At 70.0% G+C, this 15,696-nt stretch carries 17 protein-coding genes; 5 read left to right on the plus strand and 12 right to left on the minus strand.

The features are described 5' to 3' along the window. Window positions 1–59 precede the first annotated feature (59 nt). A complete protein-coding gene (locus ACZ56E_RS29540) occupies window positions 60–905 on the minus strand; it encodes an RloB family protein (RefSeq protein WP_471218768.1) in 846 nt (281 codons plus the stop codon). After that, window positions 902–2,209 carry an AAA family ATPase gene (locus tag ACZ56E_RS29545; RefSeq protein WP_471218770.1) on the minus strand — a complete coding sequence of 436 codons (1,308 nt, stop codon included), beginning with the start codon at window positions 2,207–2,209 and terminating at the stop codon, window positions 902–904. Before ACZ56E_RS29545 ends, ACZ56E_RS29540 begins: the two co-directional genes overlap by 4 nt. A gap of 264 nt (window positions 2,210–2,473) precedes the next feature. Between ACZ56E_RS29545 and ACZ56E_RS29550 the strand changes: the two genes are divergently transcribed. Continuing rightward, a complete protein-coding gene (locus ACZ56E_RS29550) occupies window positions 2,474–3,124 on the plus strand; it encodes a GNAT family N-acetyltransferase (protein WP_471218771.1) in 651 nt (216 codons plus the stop codon). Between the two features lie 44 nt (window positions 3,125–3,168). On the opposite strand, the gene mnmA is transcribed toward ACZ56E_RS29550, so the two are convergent. Then, window positions 3,169–4,314 (minus strand): tRNA 2-thiouridine(34) synthase MnmA, encoded by a 1,146-nt coding sequence (gene mnmA / locus ACZ56E_RS29555; protein ID WP_471218845.1) that lies wholly within the window; start codon window positions 4,312–4,314, stop codon window positions 3,169–3,171. Between the two features lie 67 nt (window positions 4,315–4,381). Between mnmA and ACZ56E_RS29560 the strand changes: the two genes are divergently transcribed. Beyond that, a complete protein-coding gene (locus tag ACZ56E_RS29560; RefSeq protein ID WP_471218772.1) occupies window positions 4,382–5,071 on the plus strand; it encodes an N-acetylmuramoyl-L-alanine amidase in 690 nt (229 codons plus the stop codon). On the opposite strand, the gene ACZ56E_RS29565 is transcribed toward ACZ56E_RS29560, so the two are convergent. The 3 genes from ACZ56E_RS29565 to ACZ56E_RS29575 form a co-directional block, all read right to left on the minus strand. Beyond that, on the minus strand, window positions 5,068–6,237 hold the full coding sequence (locus ACZ56E_RS29565; protein ID WP_471218773.1) for a cysteine desulfurase family protein: 1,170 nt from the start codon (window positions 6,235–6,237) through the stop codon (window positions 5,068–5,070). The genes ACZ56E_RS29560 and ACZ56E_RS29565 overlap by 4 nt on opposite strands. A gap of 48 nt (window positions 6,238–6,285) precedes the next feature. Then, window positions 6,286–6,627: a hypothetical protein gene (locus tag ACZ56E_RS29570; RefSeq protein WP_471218775.1), complete on the minus strand. Its 342-nt coding sequence runs from the start codon at window positions 6,625–6,627 to the stop codon at window positions 6,286–6,288. A gap of 70 nt (window positions 6,628–6,697) precedes the next feature. Then, window positions 6,698–6,850 carry a hypothetical protein gene (locus tag ACZ56E_RS29575; RefSeq protein ID WP_468337865.1) on the minus strand — a complete coding sequence of 51 codons (153 nt, stop codon included), beginning with the start codon at window positions 6,848–6,850 and terminating at the stop codon, window positions 6,698–6,700. Window positions 6,851–6,962: 112 nt separating this feature from the next. Between ACZ56E_RS29575 and ACZ56E_RS29580 the strand changes: the two genes are divergently transcribed. Next, window positions 6,963–7,589 (plus strand): TetR family transcriptional regulator, encoded by a 627-nt coding sequence (locus ACZ56E_RS29580; protein ID WP_471218777.1) that lies wholly within the window; start codon window positions 6,963–6,965, stop codon window positions 7,587–7,589. Between the two features lie 21 nt (window positions 7,590–7,610). Then, window positions 7,611–8,471, plus strand: coding sequence for an alpha/beta fold hydrolase (locus tag ACZ56E_RS29585; RefSeq protein WP_471218778.1), 861 nt, complete (start codon window positions 7,611–7,613; stop codon window positions 8,469–8,471). Here the strand turns inward: ACZ56E_RS29585 and ACZ56E_RS29590 are convergent, their stop codons facing one another. Both ACZ56E_RS29590 and ACZ56E_RS29595 read right to left on the minus strand, forming a co-directional pair. Beyond that, a complete protein-coding gene (locus ACZ56E_RS29590) occupies window positions 8,472–9,344 on the minus strand; it encodes a thioesterase family protein (protein WP_471218779.1) in 873 nt (290 codons plus the stop codon). A 96-nt stretch (window positions 9,345–9,440) separates the two neighbouring features. Then, window positions 9,441–10,115, minus strand: a complete 675-nt coding sequence (locus ACZ56E_RS29595; RefSeq protein WP_398308889.1) for a trimeric intracellular cation channel family protein — start codon at window positions 10,113–10,115, stop codon at window positions 9,441–9,443. Between the two features lie 140 nt (window positions 10,116–10,255). On the opposite strand from ACZ56E_RS29595, the gene ACZ56E_RS29600 reads away from it, so the two are divergent. Continuing rightward, a complete protein-coding gene (locus ACZ56E_RS29600) occupies window positions 10,256–10,441 on the plus strand; it encodes a hypothetical protein (protein WP_398308891.1) in 186 nt (61 codons plus the stop codon). A gap of 54 nt (window positions 10,442–10,495) precedes the next feature. On the opposite strand, the gene ACZ56E_RS29605 is transcribed toward ACZ56E_RS29600, so the two are convergent. The 4 genes from ACZ56E_RS29605 to ACZ56E_RS29620 all read right to left on the minus strand — a co-directional run bounded on the left by ACZ56E_RS29605 (window position 10,496) and on the right by ACZ56E_RS29620 (window position 15,665). Next, entirely contained in the window at window positions 10,496–11,644 is a 1,149-nt protein-coding gene (locus ACZ56E_RS29605) for an ABC transporter ATP-binding protein (protein ID WP_471218847.1), read from the minus strand. A gap of 38 nt (window positions 11,645–11,682) precedes the next feature. Continuing rightward, a complete protein-coding gene (locus tag ACZ56E_RS29610; protein ID WP_468611534.1) occupies window positions 11,683–12,780 on the minus strand; it encodes an ABC transporter ATP-binding protein in 1,098 nt (365 codons plus the stop codon). Continuing rightward, window positions 12,777–13,778: an ABC transporter permease gene (locus ACZ56E_RS29615; RefSeq protein WP_404754847.1), complete on the minus strand. Its 1,002-nt coding sequence runs from the start codon at window positions 13,776–13,778 to the stop codon at window positions 12,777–12,779. The genes ACZ56E_RS29610 and ACZ56E_RS29615 overlap by 4 nt, the downstream gene beginning before the upstream one ends. A gap of 132 nt (window positions 13,779–13,910) precedes the next feature. Then, window positions 13,911–15,665, minus strand: coding sequence for an ABC transporter substrate-binding protein (locus ACZ56E_RS29620; RefSeq protein WP_471218782.1), 1,755 nt, complete (start codon window positions 15,663–15,665; stop codon window positions 13,911–13,913). Window positions 15,666–15,696: the final 31 nt, after the last annotated feature.

Below are 15,696 nucleotides of genomic sequence, written 5' to 3' on the forward strand. Positions count from 1 at the left end.
TAGACGCCTTGCGGCGTCCGGCGTAAACCGCCCGAAGCGTTTACTTTCGACGAGTCGCGTCAGCCGTCGTCCGCCTCGATACCCAAACTGACCAGGAGCCGCCACACGTCGGTGGACGGGTCCCGGTCCAAGACCTTGCAGTCCAGGGCGTGGCCGGAGCGGGCCGCCCACTTGCGAGGAGACTGGGGCAGGTGGTCGGGGTTCTCGGGGCTCATGCGGTCGACCGGGGCGGCTTTGTGCTGGCTCGCCTTGCAGCCCCCGTGCTCGCACCCGGAGACGAGCCCCTTGGCGTGCGCGATGGCATCCTTGACCTTGCCCTCCAGAGCCTTCCGGCGGAGCCCCTGAATGCTCTTGTCGTTCCTCTTGTCGAACCGCTTGAAGGCCGGATCGGCCTTCCGGAGCTTGTCGACGATGTCACCGCTCTTGCCGCTCTGCCGTCCGCCGTACGCCTGGAAGTGCAGAAGCAGCCACAGGTCGAAGGACGGGTGGGAGAAACAGATCTCCGTGGCGTCGGCTGCGGCATCCTCCACGGCCTGCACGATCCCCGTGTGCTCGTCCCGGTCGAACAGGGCCCAGGTCTCATCCGTGGCGGCATGCTCCCGTACGGCTTCCACCACCTGCTCGGGCAGGTAGCCGTTCGTCTTGCACACCGGAACGATCCGGAAAGGCTGCCCCGTACGCTCCCCGTTCCCGAACCGCTTGACCAGGTAGTCCAGGTAGTCGGGCTCGGTCGACTCGCCCTCACAGCCGACGTAGAGAACTCTCTCCTTCTTGGTCTCGGCGACCTGGACCGGTGCGAGCGGGCGCGCTGCTTCCCCGCTTCCACTGCGCCTCTTACGCTTCTTCGGCACCGTCCCCGGCCCGTGACCGCCCGACGTCTGCTGCTGCCCGCCCCCACTGCTCACGCTGACGCCTTCGCCTCCCGCTCGCGTTCCCGTTCCTTCTCCCGCCATGACAGCGCGCGGGCGATCTCGCCCACGCTGACCCGTGGCGATCCGCCGTACCGGCCGCGCAGATATCCGCGTTCCAAGTCCTCGTCCTGGCCCGGTCCGGCCGCCGCGAGCGGATACAGCTCGGTCTCGCCGGAGGTCTTCTTCGACGTGATCCACACTTGCTCACGGGCGAGCGGGCGGTCGAGAACCGCACTGCCGAGCAATGTCGCGTCGTGCGTGGTGAAGAGCAGCTGCGCATTGCGCGGGTTGGACTTGGGGTCCTGGAACAGACGTACGACCTCTGCGGCGAGCGTCGGGTGAAGGCTGGAGTCGAGTTCGTCCACCAAGAGCACTGTCCCGGCGTCCAGGACCGCGAGCATCGGGCCCAGAAACGCGAACCACGAATGTGTGCCGAGCGACTCTTCACCGACGAAGTCGAGGGCAATGTCACTGCCGTCCGACCTGCGATGGCGCAGGGCGATCTCGCCGGTCTTGCGGTCGACATCGATGCCACTGATGCCCAGATCGGCGATAGCCAGCAGTTCGACGAGCCAGTCGCGGTAGTTCTTGCCGCGCTTCGGGTTGGCCAGCAGGCGTTGGGTCCACGCGCTACGAGCCTTTACGTCCTTGCCGGGAGTCATGAGCCACAGGTTGTCGAGGAACCACCGGTGCACGGCGGCGAGCTGCGGGTCGTTCAGCGTGGCGCCCGTGGAGAGGAACAGCGCGTTGGGGCGCGTGACGGGGACGAGTGTGTCCCGCTGCCCCTGGAAGCCGATGCCGGAGTCGACGCCGGGGAAGAGGAACTCCCCGCCCTCATCCTCGGGGCGGTCGGCCTCGCGGTCGAACCAGACGACTCGCTCGCCCTCGGGGTAGGCGTGCAGCCACTCGGCCTCCACCCTGTCGTCCGAGAGCTCGAAGCCGTAGGTAAAGCGGACCGGGTTCACGCCCAGCATCAGGTCGACCTCGTAGAGAGTCGTCTCCTCCGCGGCGGCCTGGTCCAGCTTGAACGGCTGACGTGGCACTCCGGGCTTCGTTGCCCACTCCGCGAACGACGTGCGTACGGCGTCACGCATATCGAAGAGAGCCCGGAGCAGGTTCGACTTTCCGGAGGCGTTGGCGCCGAAGACTCCGACCACGGGAAGGACGGACACCTCTCGGTCCCGGTCGCGCAGCCCCGTGGCGCGCGCCATGCCGTCGCCCGGTTCCGCACCGATCAACGACAGCTCGCACTCATCACGAATCGAGCGGTGATTGGCCACCCGAAAACGGAGGAGCACCCTCGACCTCCTGGGGGACGGGGAGGTGGCCCCGTCGTATTCGAACCATTGCGGACGATCCGCTAGGGCAGACTATGACGGCGGCTCGCCCGGGGCCAGTCCCGGCCGGACAGCCGGGCGCACGGTCGCCAGAGGTCAGGCCTCCGCACACGATTCCCCGGCCGTTCGCTCTGAGCGATTACGGCTCCCACTCCCTGTCACATGCCGCATAATGTCGGCTCTGTAATAGTCTCTTCCGACTTCTGGTTATTACAGGGGGATGGCATGAACGACCTCGTGCAGGCCTGGGTGCAGGGCTGGGTGGTGTCGCGCGGGGCCGCGCCGCCGCTCGCCGAGCCGTGGGGCTGGACCATCGACGTGGGCCATCTCGACCACGTCACCCGGCACGTCCTCGGGGCGGTGGGCGACGAGGTCGACGAGACCACCGTCCGGAAGGTGGCCGACCAGGTGACCGGGGCCGGCGTCTGGTTCAAGGCCTTCGCGGACCCGGAGGTGGTACGCGCGTGGCTGGGCCCTCGTTGGCGGATCGACCCGGAGCCGGGGTGCCTGATGTCGCTGCCGCTGACGCCGGACGCCCCGGAGCCCGCGCCGGTGCCCGCTGGATACCGGCTGCGCGTCTGGCCCCGCGGCGGGGTCATCCGGGTGCTGGTCACCGCGCCCGACGGCGCCCTCGCGGCTCGCGGCCAGATCGCGCCGACCGGGGCGACCGCGGTCGTCGACCAGGTCGAGACCGCCCCCGCACACCGGCGCAGGGGCCTGGGCGGCCTGGTGATGCGCACCCTCCAGCACGCGGCCGCGGCACAGGGTGCCCGCACGGCCGTCCTCGCGGGCACTCCGGAGGGACGCGCGCTGTACGGGTCGCTGGGATGGACCTACCGAGCCCCGCTCACCAGCGCGGTGTTCACGGCGGCCTAGAACCCGGGTCGGTCAGGCCACGAGAGCAGGCGGCGGCGAACCGCTCAGGCTGCCGCCGTCGCCCGCTCCGTCGTCGCGATCGTCGCCGAGCCGACCACGCGTGTGCCGTCGTAGAGCACGACGGCCTGGCCGGGGGCGACGCCGCGGACAGGCTCGTCGAAGGAGACGCGAAGCTCCCCTTCCACCAGTTCCGCGGTGACGGGGGCCTCGTCTCCGTGGGCCCGCAGCTGCGCCGTGTAGGTGCCGGGGCCGGTGGGGGCCACGCCGCACCAGCGGGGCTTGATGGCCGTCAGGGCCGTGACGTCCAGGGCGGCGGCCGGGCCGACCGTCACCGTGTTGTTCACCGGGGAGATGTCCAGGACGTAGCGCGGCTTGCCGTCGGGGGCGGGGGTGCCGATGCGCAGGCCCTTGCGCTGGCCGATGGTGTAGCCGAACGCCCCTTCGTGGGTGCCGAGGACCTCACCGGACTCGTCCACGATGTCGCCCTCCGCCTTGCCGAGGCGGGAGGCGAGGAAGCCCTGGGTGTCGCCGTCGGCGATGAAGCAGATGTCGTGGCTGTCGGGCTTCTTGGCGACGGCCAGACCGCGCTCCTCGGCCTCCGCGCGGATCTCTTCCTTGGTGGTGACCGTGTCGCCCAGGGGGAACATCGCGTGGGCGAGCTGCTTGTCGTCCAGGACACCGAGGACGTAACTCTGGTCCTTGGCCATGTCCGAGGCCCGGTGCAGCTCGCGCGTGCCGTCCTCGCGGACGATCACCTTGGCGTAGTGGCCGGTGACGACCGCGTCGAAGCCGAGGGCGAGGGCCTTGTCGAGGAGCGCGGCGAACTTGATCTTTTCGTTGCAGCGCAGGCACGGGTTCGGGGTGCGGCCCGCCTCGTACTCCGCGATGAAGTCCTCGACCACGTCCTCGCGGAACCGCTCGGCGAGGTCCCACACGTAGAACGGGATGCCGATGACGTCCGCGGCGCGGCGGGCGTCGCGCGAGTCCTCGATGGTGCAGCAGCCCCGCGCGCCCGTGCGGAACGACTGGGGGTTCGCCGAGAGCGCGAGGTGCACTCCGGTCACGTCGTGCCCCGCTTCGGCGGCGCGGGCGGCGGCGACGGCGGAGTCCACTCCTCCGGACATGGCGGCCAGGACGCGGAGGGGACGCTGGGAACGCTGGGAGGCTTGAGGCTGCGGGGTCTCGGTCAAAGTCATAGCCCTCATAGGGTACGGGGCCGCGGGAACCGGATGCCCGTGAGTAAGCGTTGACGATCATATGGGGGATGCAGAGCAGGAGAAGCCGGGGCGCCGGGGCATCGACCGGCGCACTCTGCTGATCGGCGGCGCCGCGGCGGCCGTCGGCACCGCCGTGCTCGCCGGGGACGAGCTCGGGCGGCTGTGGTGGCGGCTGCCCGGCGTGGTCAAGAAGCGCAAGGAGGGCGAGGTCGACGCCCCGGGCGCCCAGTGGATAGCCGCCTCGGACTACAACTGGCGCCGCGCGGACCGCCCCGACGACTACGAGATCGACCGCGTCATCATCCACGTCGTCCAAGGCGGGTACCAGACGGCGCTGCGGGTCTTCAAGGACCCGGGCCACGGCGCCGCCGCGCACTACGTGGTGCGCAAGGACGGGCACATCGCGCAGATGATCCGCGAGCTGGACGTGGCGTTCCACGCGGGCAACAAGAGCTACAACGAGCGGAGCATCGGCATCGAGCACGAGGGCTTCGTCGACAAGAAGTCCTCGTTCACGGACGCGATGTACGCGGCTTCGGCACGGCTCACCGCCGGGATCTGCCGGCGGTACGACATCCCGGTGGACCGCGAGCACATCATGGGCCACGTGGAGGTGCCGGGCACGGACCACACGGACCCGGGGCCGCACTGGGACTGGGACCGGTATCTGCGCCTGGTGCGGGTGGAGCGGGACAGACCGGAGAGACCGAAGGCAGAGAAGAAGCCCTAGCTGAGGCCCGCCGTCCGCGCCCGCTCCACCGCCGGGCCGATCGCCGCCGCCACCGCGTCGACGTCCGCCTTCGTGGACGTATGGCCGAGTGAGAAGCGGAGGGTGCCGCGGGCCAGGTCGGGGTCCGTGCCGGTGGCGAGCAGGACGTGGCTGGGCTGCGCGATGCCCGCCGTGCACGCGGAGCCGGTGGAGCACTCGATGCCCTGCGCGTCCAGGAGCAGCAGGAGGGAGTCGCCCTCGCAGCCGGGGAAGGTGAAGTGCGCGTTGGCGGGCAGCCGGCCGCCGGGGGCCGGGTCGCCGCCGAGGATCGCCTCGGGGACCGCCGAGCGGACCGCGGCCACCAGGTCGTCGCGGAGCGCGCCGATCTCGGCGGCGAACCGCTCGCGGTGGGCCGCCGCGCGCTCGCCCGCGACGGCGAACGCGGCGATGGCGGGCACGTCCAGCGTCCCGGAGCGCACATGCCGCTCCTGACCGCCGCCGTGCAGGACGGGCACGGGGGTGTACTCACGGCCGAGCAGCAGCGCGCCGATGCCGTAGGGCCCGCCGATCTTGTGGCTGGACACAGTCATCGCGGCGAGGCCGGAGGCGGCGAAGTCGAGGGGGAGCTGGCCGTAGGCCTGGACGGCGTCGGCGTGCAGCGGGATGTCGAACTCGTGGGCGACGTCGGCCAGTTCGCGGATCGGCTGGACGGTGCCGATCTCGTTGTTGGCCCACATGACGGTGGCCAGGGCGACGTCGTCGGGGTTGCGCTCGATGGCTTCGCGCAGCGCGTCGGGGTGCACGCGGCCGTGCCGGTCGACGGGGAGGTACTCGACGGTGGCGCCCTCGTGCTCGCCGAGCCAGTGCACGGCGTCGAGGACGGCGTGGTGCTCGACGGGGCTGGACAGGACGCGGGTGCGGGCCGGTTCCGCGTCGCGGCGGGCCCAGTACAGGCCCTTCACGGCGAGGTTGTCGGCCTCGGTGCCGCCGGAGGTGAAGACGGTCTCGCTGGGCCGGGCGCCGAGTGACTCGGCGAGCGTCTCGCGGGCCTCCTCGACGGTGCGTCGCGCTCGGCGCCCCGCCGCGTGCAGCGAGGAGGCGTTGCCGGTGACGGCGATCTGCGCGGTCATCGCCGCGATCGCCTCCGGGAGCATCGGAGTGGTCGCTGCGTGGTCGAGGTAGGCCATGGTGGGCACGATTCTACGAGCCGTGCGCCGCCCTCCGCCCCGGCGGTATCAGCCTGCGAGACCCCAGGACACGGTGTCGTCCGCCGCGACGAGCGCGGCGAGCACGACGAGGTCGGCCACACCCAGCCCGAGGCCGAGCAGCGCGCGGCCCCTGCGGGCGGTGCCGCGCCACAGGGCGATGCTCGCGAGGACGATCGCGATGGGTCCGAGGAAGAGGTTCAGGACGAGCAGTCCGAGCAGGCCGAGGACGAAGGAGGCGACGGCCATGCCATCGGTGTCCCGCCGTCCGACGGGGCGGGGCTCCTCGGTGCGGGCCGGGGCCGCGCTCTCGGGAGGGGTCGGAGTCGTGCTCTCCGAACGGGTGCGAGTGCGGGTTGCGGTGCTTTCCATGGTGCGACTCCTGACAGATGGACCTGACAGACGGACCTGACAGACGGAGGTGTCGTACGGAGAGGCGGGCTCAGCGGTGGCGCGCGTGGCGCTCGCGCAGGGCGAAGACCGCGAGCCACACGCCGATGACGGCGGCGGCGACGAGGGTGACCGGAAGCGGGGCGTGCGCCACGGAACCCATGGCGACACCCAGCAGCATCAGGGCGGCGACGATGAAGAGCACGGAGATCCCTCTCTCGTTCGGTGAACGCTTGTGGTTACAGTTGTTCACTGACTTAGAGAGTTACTCCGTCTCCGGCTTTCAAAACTCGGAGAACAGTTGTTAACTGCATGGCATGAGTCACACCCTCGGCGTCCGGCAGGCCCAGAAGCAGAAGACCCGGCAGGCACTCCTCGACGCGGCGCTCCAGCTGTTGGACGAGCAGAGCCTCAGCAGCCTGGGCCTGCGCGAGGTCACCCGCGCCGTGGGCGTCGCCCCCACCGCCTTCTACCGGCACTTCCGCGACACCGCCGACCTCGGCGTGGCGCTGGTCGAGGAGGCGCTCGGCAGTCTGCACACCACGCTGACCGCGATGCTGGCGGCGACCGGCGACGGCGAGGAACGCATCGCGGGCACGGTCGAGTTGATAGCGGGATACGTCCACACGCACCCCGCGCACGTCCGCTTCATCGCCCGCGAGCGGCACGGCGGCGTGCGGGCGGTGCGGGACGCGATCGGCGCCCAACTCGCCCTGTTCGCCAAGGAAGTGGCGCAGCAGTTCGCCCGGGAGGAGCCGACGGCGGGGTGGACCGAGGACGATCTGCTGATGCTGGCCGGAATGTACGTCGACCACATGGTGATGACCGCGTCCGCGTTCCTGGACGCGGGGCCGGGGACGGCGGCGGAGACCCGGGTGGCGGACGTCGCCCGCAGGCAGCTGCGCCTGGTGGGCCTCGGCCGCAGGCACTGGCACGACGTGTAAGGAGCAACTAGCCTTACGGTCATGTCAGCTGCCTCGGACCGTGACCTCCCGGCCCCCGACTGGGTCCTCGACCAGACCTTCGACAGCTCCACCGGCGCCGTCCGCTGGGCGGCCCTCGGCCCCGCCGGCGCCCCGCCCGTCGTCCTCGTCCACGGCACGCCCTTCTCGTCGTACGTGTGGCGTGGCGTCGCCCGCGCGCTGGCCGGCGGCCACCGCGTGTACGTGTGGGACCTGCCCGGGTACGGCGCCTCGGAGATGCGGGACGGGCAGGACGTGTCGCTCGCCGCGCAGGGCCGGGTCTTCGCCGAACTCCTCGACCACTGGGGCCTGGACCGGCCCGCCGTCGTGGCACACGACTTCGGCGGGTGCGTCGCGCTGCGCGCACACCTGCTGCACGGCGTCCGCTACGAACGGCTCGCCCTCGTCGACCCGGTGGCGCTCGCCCCCTGGGGCTCCCCCACGTACCGGCTCCTTGGCGCGAACGCCGACGTGTTCAGCCAGCTGCCACCCGAGCTGCACCGGGCCCTGGTCCGCGAGTACGTCGGCTCGGCCAGCCGGCGCGGACTGCATCCGGCCGTGCTCGAGCGGCTCGTGGCGCCCTGGTGCACGACCGAGGGGCAGGCCGCCTTCTACCGGCAGATCGAGCAGAACGACCAGCGGTTCACCGACGAGATCCAGGGCCGGTACGGCGAGCTGCGGCTGCCCGTCCTGATCTGCTGGGGTGCCCAGGACACCTGGATCCCCGCGGCCAAGGGCGAGGAGCTCGCGCAGCTCGTCGCCGGCGCCGAGCTGCGCCTCATCGAGGGCGCGGGGCACCTAGTCCAGGAGGACGCGCCCGCCGAGCTCACCGGAGAGCTGATCGGCTTCCTCCGCCAGGCCTGACTACTTGCTGAGCCGCGCCCGCGCCAGCTGCCGCGACTGGGCCACCAGGCGGTCCTCGCTGTCCCAGACCTCGGCGTCCTCCTCCAGGAAGCCGCCCGCGAGGTTCCGCGTGGTGATCGAGACGCGCAGCGGGCCCGGGGCCGGGCGGTGGCGGACGTGGACCGTCAGCTCCACGGTCGGCACCCAGCCGGTGAGGCCCATCTCGAAAGCGGTCGGCGGCAGCGCGTCGACGGCGAGCAGCAGCGAGAGCGGGTCCGCGTCGCGGCCGTCCGCGAGCCCGAACCAGGCCCGCATCTCGCCCTTGCCGGACGGCTGACCGAGCGCCCAGCCGAGGGTGGCCGGGTCGAGCTTGAGGAAGAGGCGGTCGGCGATGGCCGAACTGCCGGGCACGGGCCGGTGGTCGGGTGCGTCCTGCGCGCCGAAGCACTGGTCGAGCGGCGGAATGGCGGGCGGCTCCGCCGTCGTGCGGACGTCGTCGGGGAGCGCGTCCAGGTCGCCGTACGAGGCGAGCACGCGGATCCGTTCGACCTCGCGCCCCTCCTCGTCGTACTGGAAGAGCGAGGCCTGACCGGTGGAGAGGGACCGGCCGCCGCGCACCACGTCCGTGCGGATCACGGCGGGGCCGGGGCTGGACGCGGTGAGGTAGTGCGCCGAGATCGTGAAGGGATCGGCGTGCGGCAGGGCGTCCGCGAGCGCGCGGCCGATGACGGCGAGGAGATAGCCGCCGTTGACGGCACTGATGATCGTCCAGCCCGCGGAGAGCTCCGTGTCGTAGACGCCGGGCTCCCGGCGGGTGACCGCCGTGTCGCGGTCGAACTCGCTGTCGCCGATGCGCGCGGGCACCGCTGCGGGAATTGATGCTGCCGTTGCCATGGCAGCAACGTACAACATCTAATTACTGAGCGGTAGCTTTTCCCGGACGCTCCACAGCCTCGGGCACCCGACAGCCTCACGGCGCCTCACGGCGCTTCACGGCGTCTCCCGTACCTCCGCCTCCACCGCGGTCGAGCGGCGGTTCCAGGCGCGCGGTGCCCTCCAGTGGTAGCGGATCGCGAGCAGCCGCAGCGTGAACGCCGTGACGGCGGCGAGGCCGCTGGTGAACCCCGTCAGCTGCTCGAAGTGGATGCACAGGGCGACCATCGTGGCGCCCACGATCGCGGGGACCGCGTACAGGTCGCGGTCCCAGCGGACCAGCGAGGGCACTTCGTTGGCGACGATGTCGCGGAGCACGCCGCCGCCCACCGCGGTCATCAGGCCGAGGGTCGCCGACGCGGTGAGCCCGAGGCCGTAGTCGTACGCCTTGGTCGTGCCCGCCACGCAGAACAGGCCGAGGCCCGCCGCGTCGAAGACGTTCACCGCGAGCTGGGTGCGCTCGACCTCGGGGTGCAGGAAGAAGACCAGCGCGGCCGCGAAGAGGGGGGTGATGAAGTAGCCGAGGTCGGTGAAGGCGGCCGGCGGGACCGCCCCGATGACCAGATCCCGGAAGAGACCTCCGCCCAGCGCGGTGACCTCGGCGAGCACGGCGATGCCGAAGACGTCGAAGTTCTTGCGCACGGCGAGCAGCGCGCCGGAGATCGCGAAGACGAAGATCCCCACGATGTCGAGCGCGTGCTGGACGGAGGGCGTGAACAGATCCTGGAGCACGCGCCATTCTTACCCGTGGCCCGAGCGGCCTCCCCACCGCCTTCCCCCAGGTTTGAGGGTTGTCGGGCCGGCAGCCATGGCCACCCACAGACCTTGTCCGGGAAAGTCTCACAAAGGAGTTCAATGACAGGGTTGAACCCATGAGATTCCAGTTGGAGATCGACATGGGTGAGACCGCGTTCGACGGCAGGGCCGCCGAGGAGCTGGGCCGGATCCTGCGGTACTGGGGCGGCAACCTCGGCCACTACGCCCTGACGCCGGGCGACGGCGAGAGCGTCTACGACTCCGCGTACCGGGAAGTGGGGCGCTGGACCGTCACGGAGTGACACACAAGGGAGGGAGGGCGCGCGATCAGTCGCACGCCCTCCCTCCCGTGGCCACTACTTCGAGGGCTCCTCTGGAGCCTTCTCGGCCGCCGCCGTCTCTTCCGCCTTGGTCGCCACCGAGACCACCTCGATGGCCTCCTTGGCCGCCGAGAGGAGCACGGTGTCCTGCGGCGCCTGGTCCGCCGCGTTCTCCGGGTGGTGGCACGCCACCTGGTGCCCGGTGGCGAGCGCGGTCAGCGGCGGCTCCTTCGTCTTGCAGATCTCCGTCGCCTTCCAGCACCGCGTGTGGAAGCGGCAGCCGCTCGGCGGGTCGATCGGCGAGGGGACGTCGCCGCGGAGCAGGATCCGCTCGCTCTTGACGCCGCGCCGCTTGGGGTCGGGCACCGGCACCGCGGAGAGCAGCGCCTTCGTGTACGGGTGCATCGGCGTGGAGTAGAGGTCGTTGCGGTCCGCCAGCTCCACGATCTTGCCGAGGTACATCACCGCGATGCGGTCCGAGACGTGCCGGATGACCGACAGGTCGTGCGCGATGATCACGTACGTGAGGCCGAGCTCTTCCTGGAGGTCGTCCAGGAGGTTGACCACCTGGGCCTGGATGGAGACGTCCAGGGCGGAGACCGGCTCGTCCGCCACGACCAGCTTGGGCCGCAGGGCGAGGGCCCGCGCGATGCCGATGCGCTGGCGCTGGCCGCCGGAGAACTCGTGCGGATAGCGGTTGTAGTGCTCCGGGCTGAGCCCGACGCGCTCCAGCATCTCCTGCACGGTCTTCTTCACGCCGCCCTCGGGCTTGACGCCCTGGAGCTTGAAGGGCGCGCCGACGATCGTGCCGATGGTGTGCCGCGGGTTCAGCGACGAGTAAGGGTCCTGGAAGATCATCTGGACGTCGCGGCGGAGCGGACGCATCCGCGCGGTGTTCAGATGCGTGATGTCCGTGCCCTCGAACTCGACGCGGCCGCCGGACGGTTCGAGGAGCCGGGTGATCAGCCGGCCCATCGTCGACTTGCCGCAGCCGGACTCGCCGACCACGCCGAGCGTTTCACCGGGGCGTACGTCGAAGGAGAGACCGTCGACCGCCTGCACCGCCGCCACCTGGCGCTGGAGCAGCCCCTTCTTGATCGGGAAGTGCTTCACCAGGCCGTCGACCTTGAGCAGCGGCTCGGTCGAGCCCTTCGTCTGCGCCGGGGTCTGCGCCGGGATCGTCATCTCCTGGCCCTTCGCGTCCTGGCTCTTCGCGTCATCGTTCACAGCTTCGGCGCAATCTCTTCGGTCCAGATCCGGGTGCGCTCGTCCTGCGACATGTGGCAGGCGGAGTAGTGTCCGGCGGCCACCTCGCGCAGTTCGGGGCGCTCACGGCGGGTGATCTGATCCTTGGGGATGTCCGCGTAGGGGCAGCGCGGGTTGAAGGCGCAGCCGCCCGGCAGGTTGATCAGGCTGGGCGGGGAGCCCTTGACTGGGATGAGCCGCTCGGTCTGCTCGCGGTCGATGCGGGGCATCGAGCCCAGCAGGCCCCAGGTGTAGGGGTGCTGGGGTTCGTAGAAGACCTTCTCGGCGGTGCCGCGCTCGACGCACCGGCCGCCGTACATGACCAGGAGCTCGTCCGCCATCTCGGCGACCACGCCCAGGTCGTGCGTGATCATGATGACGGCGGAGCCGAACTCCTTCTGCAGATCCCGGATGAGGTCGAGGATCTGCGCCTGGACGGTCACGTCGAGGGCGGTCGTCGGCTCGTCGGCGATGAGCAGCTCGGGGTTGTTGACCAGCGCCATCGCGATCATCGCGCGCTGGCGCATGCCGCCGGAGAACTCGTGCGGGTAGGAGTCGACGCGCTTGTCCGGCTGCGGGATCCCGACCCGGTCGAGCATCTCGATCGCCCGCTTGCGGGCGGCCTTCTTGTCGACGTCGTTGTGGACCCGGTACGCCTCGGTGATCTGCTTGCCGATGGAGTAGTACGGGTGCAGCGCGGAGAGCGGGTCCTGGAAGATCATCGCCATCTCGCGGCCGCGCAGCTTGCGCACCTCGTCCGGCGGGGCCGACAGCAGCTCCTTGCCGTCCAGCCAGATCTCGCCGGAGATCCGGGCCTTGCGGGCGCCGTACTGGCCGGCGGTGTGCAGGCCGAGGATGCCCAGCGAGGTGACCGACTTGCCGGAGCCGGACTCGCCCACGATGCCGAGGGTCTTGCCCTTCTCCAGCTGGAAGCTGAGCCCGTCGACGGACCTGACGAGGCCGTCGTCGGTCGGGAAGTGCACCTTGAGGTCGCGCACCTCGAGGAAGGCGGAGGGAGCGGGCGAGCCGGTGACGGGCTCACCCACCGCGGCTCCGCTCTTGGACAGTTCGGTCATCCCAGCCTCACTCGCGGGTCGATGACGGCGTACAGAAGGTCGACGACGAGGTTGGCCACGGCGATCGCGAGCGCCGCGCACAGGGTGACGCCCAGGATGACGGGCAGGTCCTTGCTGCTGATGGCCTTGACCGCTTCGAGGCCGAGCCCCGGCAGGTTGAACGTGGACTCGGTGAGCACCGCGCCGCCCATCAGGACGCCGAGGTCGAGTCCGAAGACGGTGAGGATCGGGGTCATCGCGGAGCGCAGGGCGTGCTTGCGGATGACGGTGGGTTCACCGAGGCCCTTGGCGCGGGCGGTGCGGATGTAGTCCTCGCCGAGCACTTCGAGCATCGTGGCGCGGGTGAGGCGGGCGTACATCGCGGCGTTGAGGAAGGCGAGCACGATCCACGGCAGGATCATCGTCTGGAGCCAGACGTCGATCGAGTCGTCGGTGCTGAGGCTGTCCGCGATCTTCACCCAGCCGAGTTCGTGGACGAAGATGCCCATCGCGATCATGCCGGTGAAGAAGACGGGCAGGGAGACACCGGCGAGCGCGGTGGTCATGGCGGCGCGGTCCCAGATGGTGCCCCGGCGCAGCGCGGAGATCACGCCGGTGATGACGCCGCCGGCCAGCCACAGGACACAGGCGCCCGCGGCGAGCGCGCCGGTGACGGGCAGGGCGTCCTTGAGGGTCTCCCACACCGGCGCCTCGGTGCGGAAGGAGTAGCCGAAGCAGGGGGCCGGGCAGTGCGTGACGTCACTGCCGTTGACGTAGTCGCGGCCCATCGGGATGCCCTTGATGAAGTCCCAGAACTGGACCAGCAAGGGATCGTTGAGGCCCAGTTTGACGCGGATGCCTTCGAGCTGCTCGGCACCCGACGCCTTGCCGGCGAAGAGGACGGCGATGTCCTGTCCCGCCCACTTGGGCAGCATGAAGAAGATGGTGAAGGTCGCGAGCAGTACGACCAGCACCATGATGATGACGGCGATCAGGCGCCGGATGAGATAAGCAAGCACTGTGCGCGGCCCGGCGGTGGCCGGGACCCCCTCGTGAGGGGCCCCGGCCACCGCCCGGGGCCATCACCTGCCCTTCGGACTGGCGGGATTCGGCGGCGGTGGGACGGTCAACTACTGGTCATGCGGCGCCTGTTACTTGACGACGCCGAGCGAGACGTAGTCGTACCGGCCGTTGTAGGCGTCGGACATGTAGGCGTTGGTCAGCCGCGACCCGCGCCAGGTGATGTTCTTCTCGTAGAGGAAGGGCATCCAGTCCGCGTTGTCGAGGATGCGCTTGTCGAGCTGCTTGTAGATCTCACCGGCCTTGGCCGGGTCGGTCTCCGCGATCGCCTTGTCGAAGAGCGCGTCGATCTTCTTGTCCTTGATCTGCGACTCGTTGTAGTTGCCGTTGTCGATCAGGAAACGGCTGTCGAACAGCGGCTGCGCGTAGCCCTGGCCGGACGGGAAGTCCGGGCCCCAGCCGCTCATCTGCATGCTGTAGCCGCGCTTCTTCACGACGGAGGGCGAGCCGGTGATGCTGGCGGAGTCGGCGCCGTCGAGGGACTCGACGCTGACGTCGATGCCGACCTTCTTCAGCTGGGCCTGGAGCGCCTCGGCGGCGTCGACCTCACCCGGGTTGTTGTTGCGGGCGGTCAGCTTGGCCTTGAAGCCGCTCGGCTTGCCGCACTTCTTCAGCTCGTCCTTGGCCTTGGCCGCGTCCGGCTTGCCCTTGCGCGCGAGGACGCCGTACGGGTCGTAGTCGCTGTGACCGGGGATCGCCTTGGGGAACGTGCTGTTGGCGATGTCACCGGCCGCGACCTTGCCGCCGCGGGTCTGCTGCAGGCTCGCGAAGTCCGTGCCGTAGAAGACGGCCTTGCGGCAGTGGACGTTGTTGAAGGGCTCGGCCGTGTGGATCAGGGCGACGTAGCGCACGAAGGACGTGTGCATGTTGTCGACGTTGTCGCGGTGGTCCGAGACGGCTGAGACGCGGCCCGACTGGGTCATGCCCGTGCCGTTGAGGTCGACGTCGTAGTCGCCCTCCATCAGCTTCTTGTCGTTCTCCTCCAGGTTGGCGGAGATCGTCACGTCGATCTTGTCGGGCAGCGCGGCGCGGATCGGGTCCGAGGACTTCTTCCAGGCCTTGTTGCGGACCAGGACGATCTTCTTGCCGGACTTGTACGTATCGAACTTGTACGGGCCCGAGGAGAACGGACGCGCGGTGTACTTCGCCTTGGTGTCCTTGGCCTCCTTCACCGGCGAACCGGTGGGCATGGCGAGGAACTGCTCGAAGTCACCGTTGCGCTTGGGGAGCTTGAAGACGATGGTCTGGTCGTCGGGCGTCTCGATCGCCTTCAGACCGCCCTTGTCCTTGTAGGGGCCCTTGTACTTCTTGTCGGGGTCCAGCGCGTGCCGGATGTACCCCGGGCCACCGGTGATGGTGTCCGTCGCCCAGGAGCGCTCGATGCCGTACTTGACGTCCTTGGAGGTCAGCTTGGAGCCGTCCTCCCAGGTGACCCCGTCACGCAGCTTGTACGTGTAGGTCTTGCCGTCGTCCGAGATCTTCGCGGTGGAGGTGGCGAGGTCCGGGACCAGCTTCGTGCCCGCCTTGCCCGGCTTGGTGTCGTAGGACACCAGCTGCCGGGTGTAGAAGCGCATGAAGTCCCAGGACATGCCGTAGTAGGCGCGCTGGGGGTCGGCCGAGTCGAGGTCCTGCTTGCCGACCATCTTCAGCGTCCCCCCCTTCTTCTTGGACGGGTTGGCGACCTTGTCGAGCGCGGCGTTGTAGCCGGCACCCTTCGAGTCGCCGTCGCCACCGTCACCGCCGCCGCACGCCGTGGTGGTCACCAGCGCCGCGACGACGAGGGCCGCACCGCTGGTGAGCCGTCGTTTCGAGGAAACTGTGGGCATTTTCTCGTAACCTCCGAGATTCGCGGTCCCT

This window comes from Streptomyces sp. NPDC039480 (genome assembly GCF_055597165.1).

Coding starts and splice junctions, on each gene's coding strand:
- ACZ56E_RS29570 (WP_471218775.1), bottom strand. CDS start 6,627: ATGGAAAGCACCGCAACCCGCACTCGCACCCGTTCGGAGAGCACGACT.
- ACZ56E_RS29620 (WP_471218782.1), bottom strand. CDS start 15,665: ATGCCCACAGTTTCCTCGAAACGACGGCTCACCAGCGGTGCGGCCCTC.
- ACZ56E_RS29600 (WP_398308891.1), top strand. CDS start 10,256: ATGAGATTCCAGTTGGAGATCGACATGGGTGAGACCGCGTTCGACGGC.
- ACZ56E_RS29550 (WP_471218771.1), top strand. CDS start 2,474: ATGAACGACCTCGTGCAGGCCTGGGTGCAGGGCTGGGTGGTGTCGCGC.
- ACZ56E_RS29560 (WP_471218772.1), top strand. CDS start 4,382: ATGGGGGATGCAGAGCAGGAGAAGCCGGGGCGCCGGGGCATCGACCGG.
- ACZ56E_RS29585 (WP_471218778.1), top strand. CDS start 7,611: ATGTCAGCTGCCTCGGACCGTGACCTCCCGGCCCCCGACTGGGTCCTC.
- ACZ56E_RS29565 (WP_471218773.1), bottom strand. CDS start 6,237: ATGGCCTACCTCGACCACGCAGCGACCACTCCGATGCTCCCGGAGGCG.
- ACZ56E_RS29580 (WP_471218777.1), top strand. CDS start 6,963: ATGAGTCACACCCTCGGCGTCCGGCAGGCCCAGAAGCAGAAGACCCGG.
- ACZ56E_RS29605 (WP_471218847.1), bottom strand. CDS start 11,644: ATGACGATCCCGGCGCAGACCCCGGCGCAGACGAAGGGCTCGACCGAG.
- ACZ56E_RS29610 (WP_468611534.1), bottom strand. CDS start 12,780: ATGACCGAACTGTCCAAGAGCGGAGCCGCGGTGGGTGAGCCCGTCACC.
- ACZ56E_RS29590 (WP_471218779.1), bottom strand. CDS start 9,344: ATGGCAACGGCAGCATCAATTCCCGCAGCGGTGCCCGCGCGCATCGGC.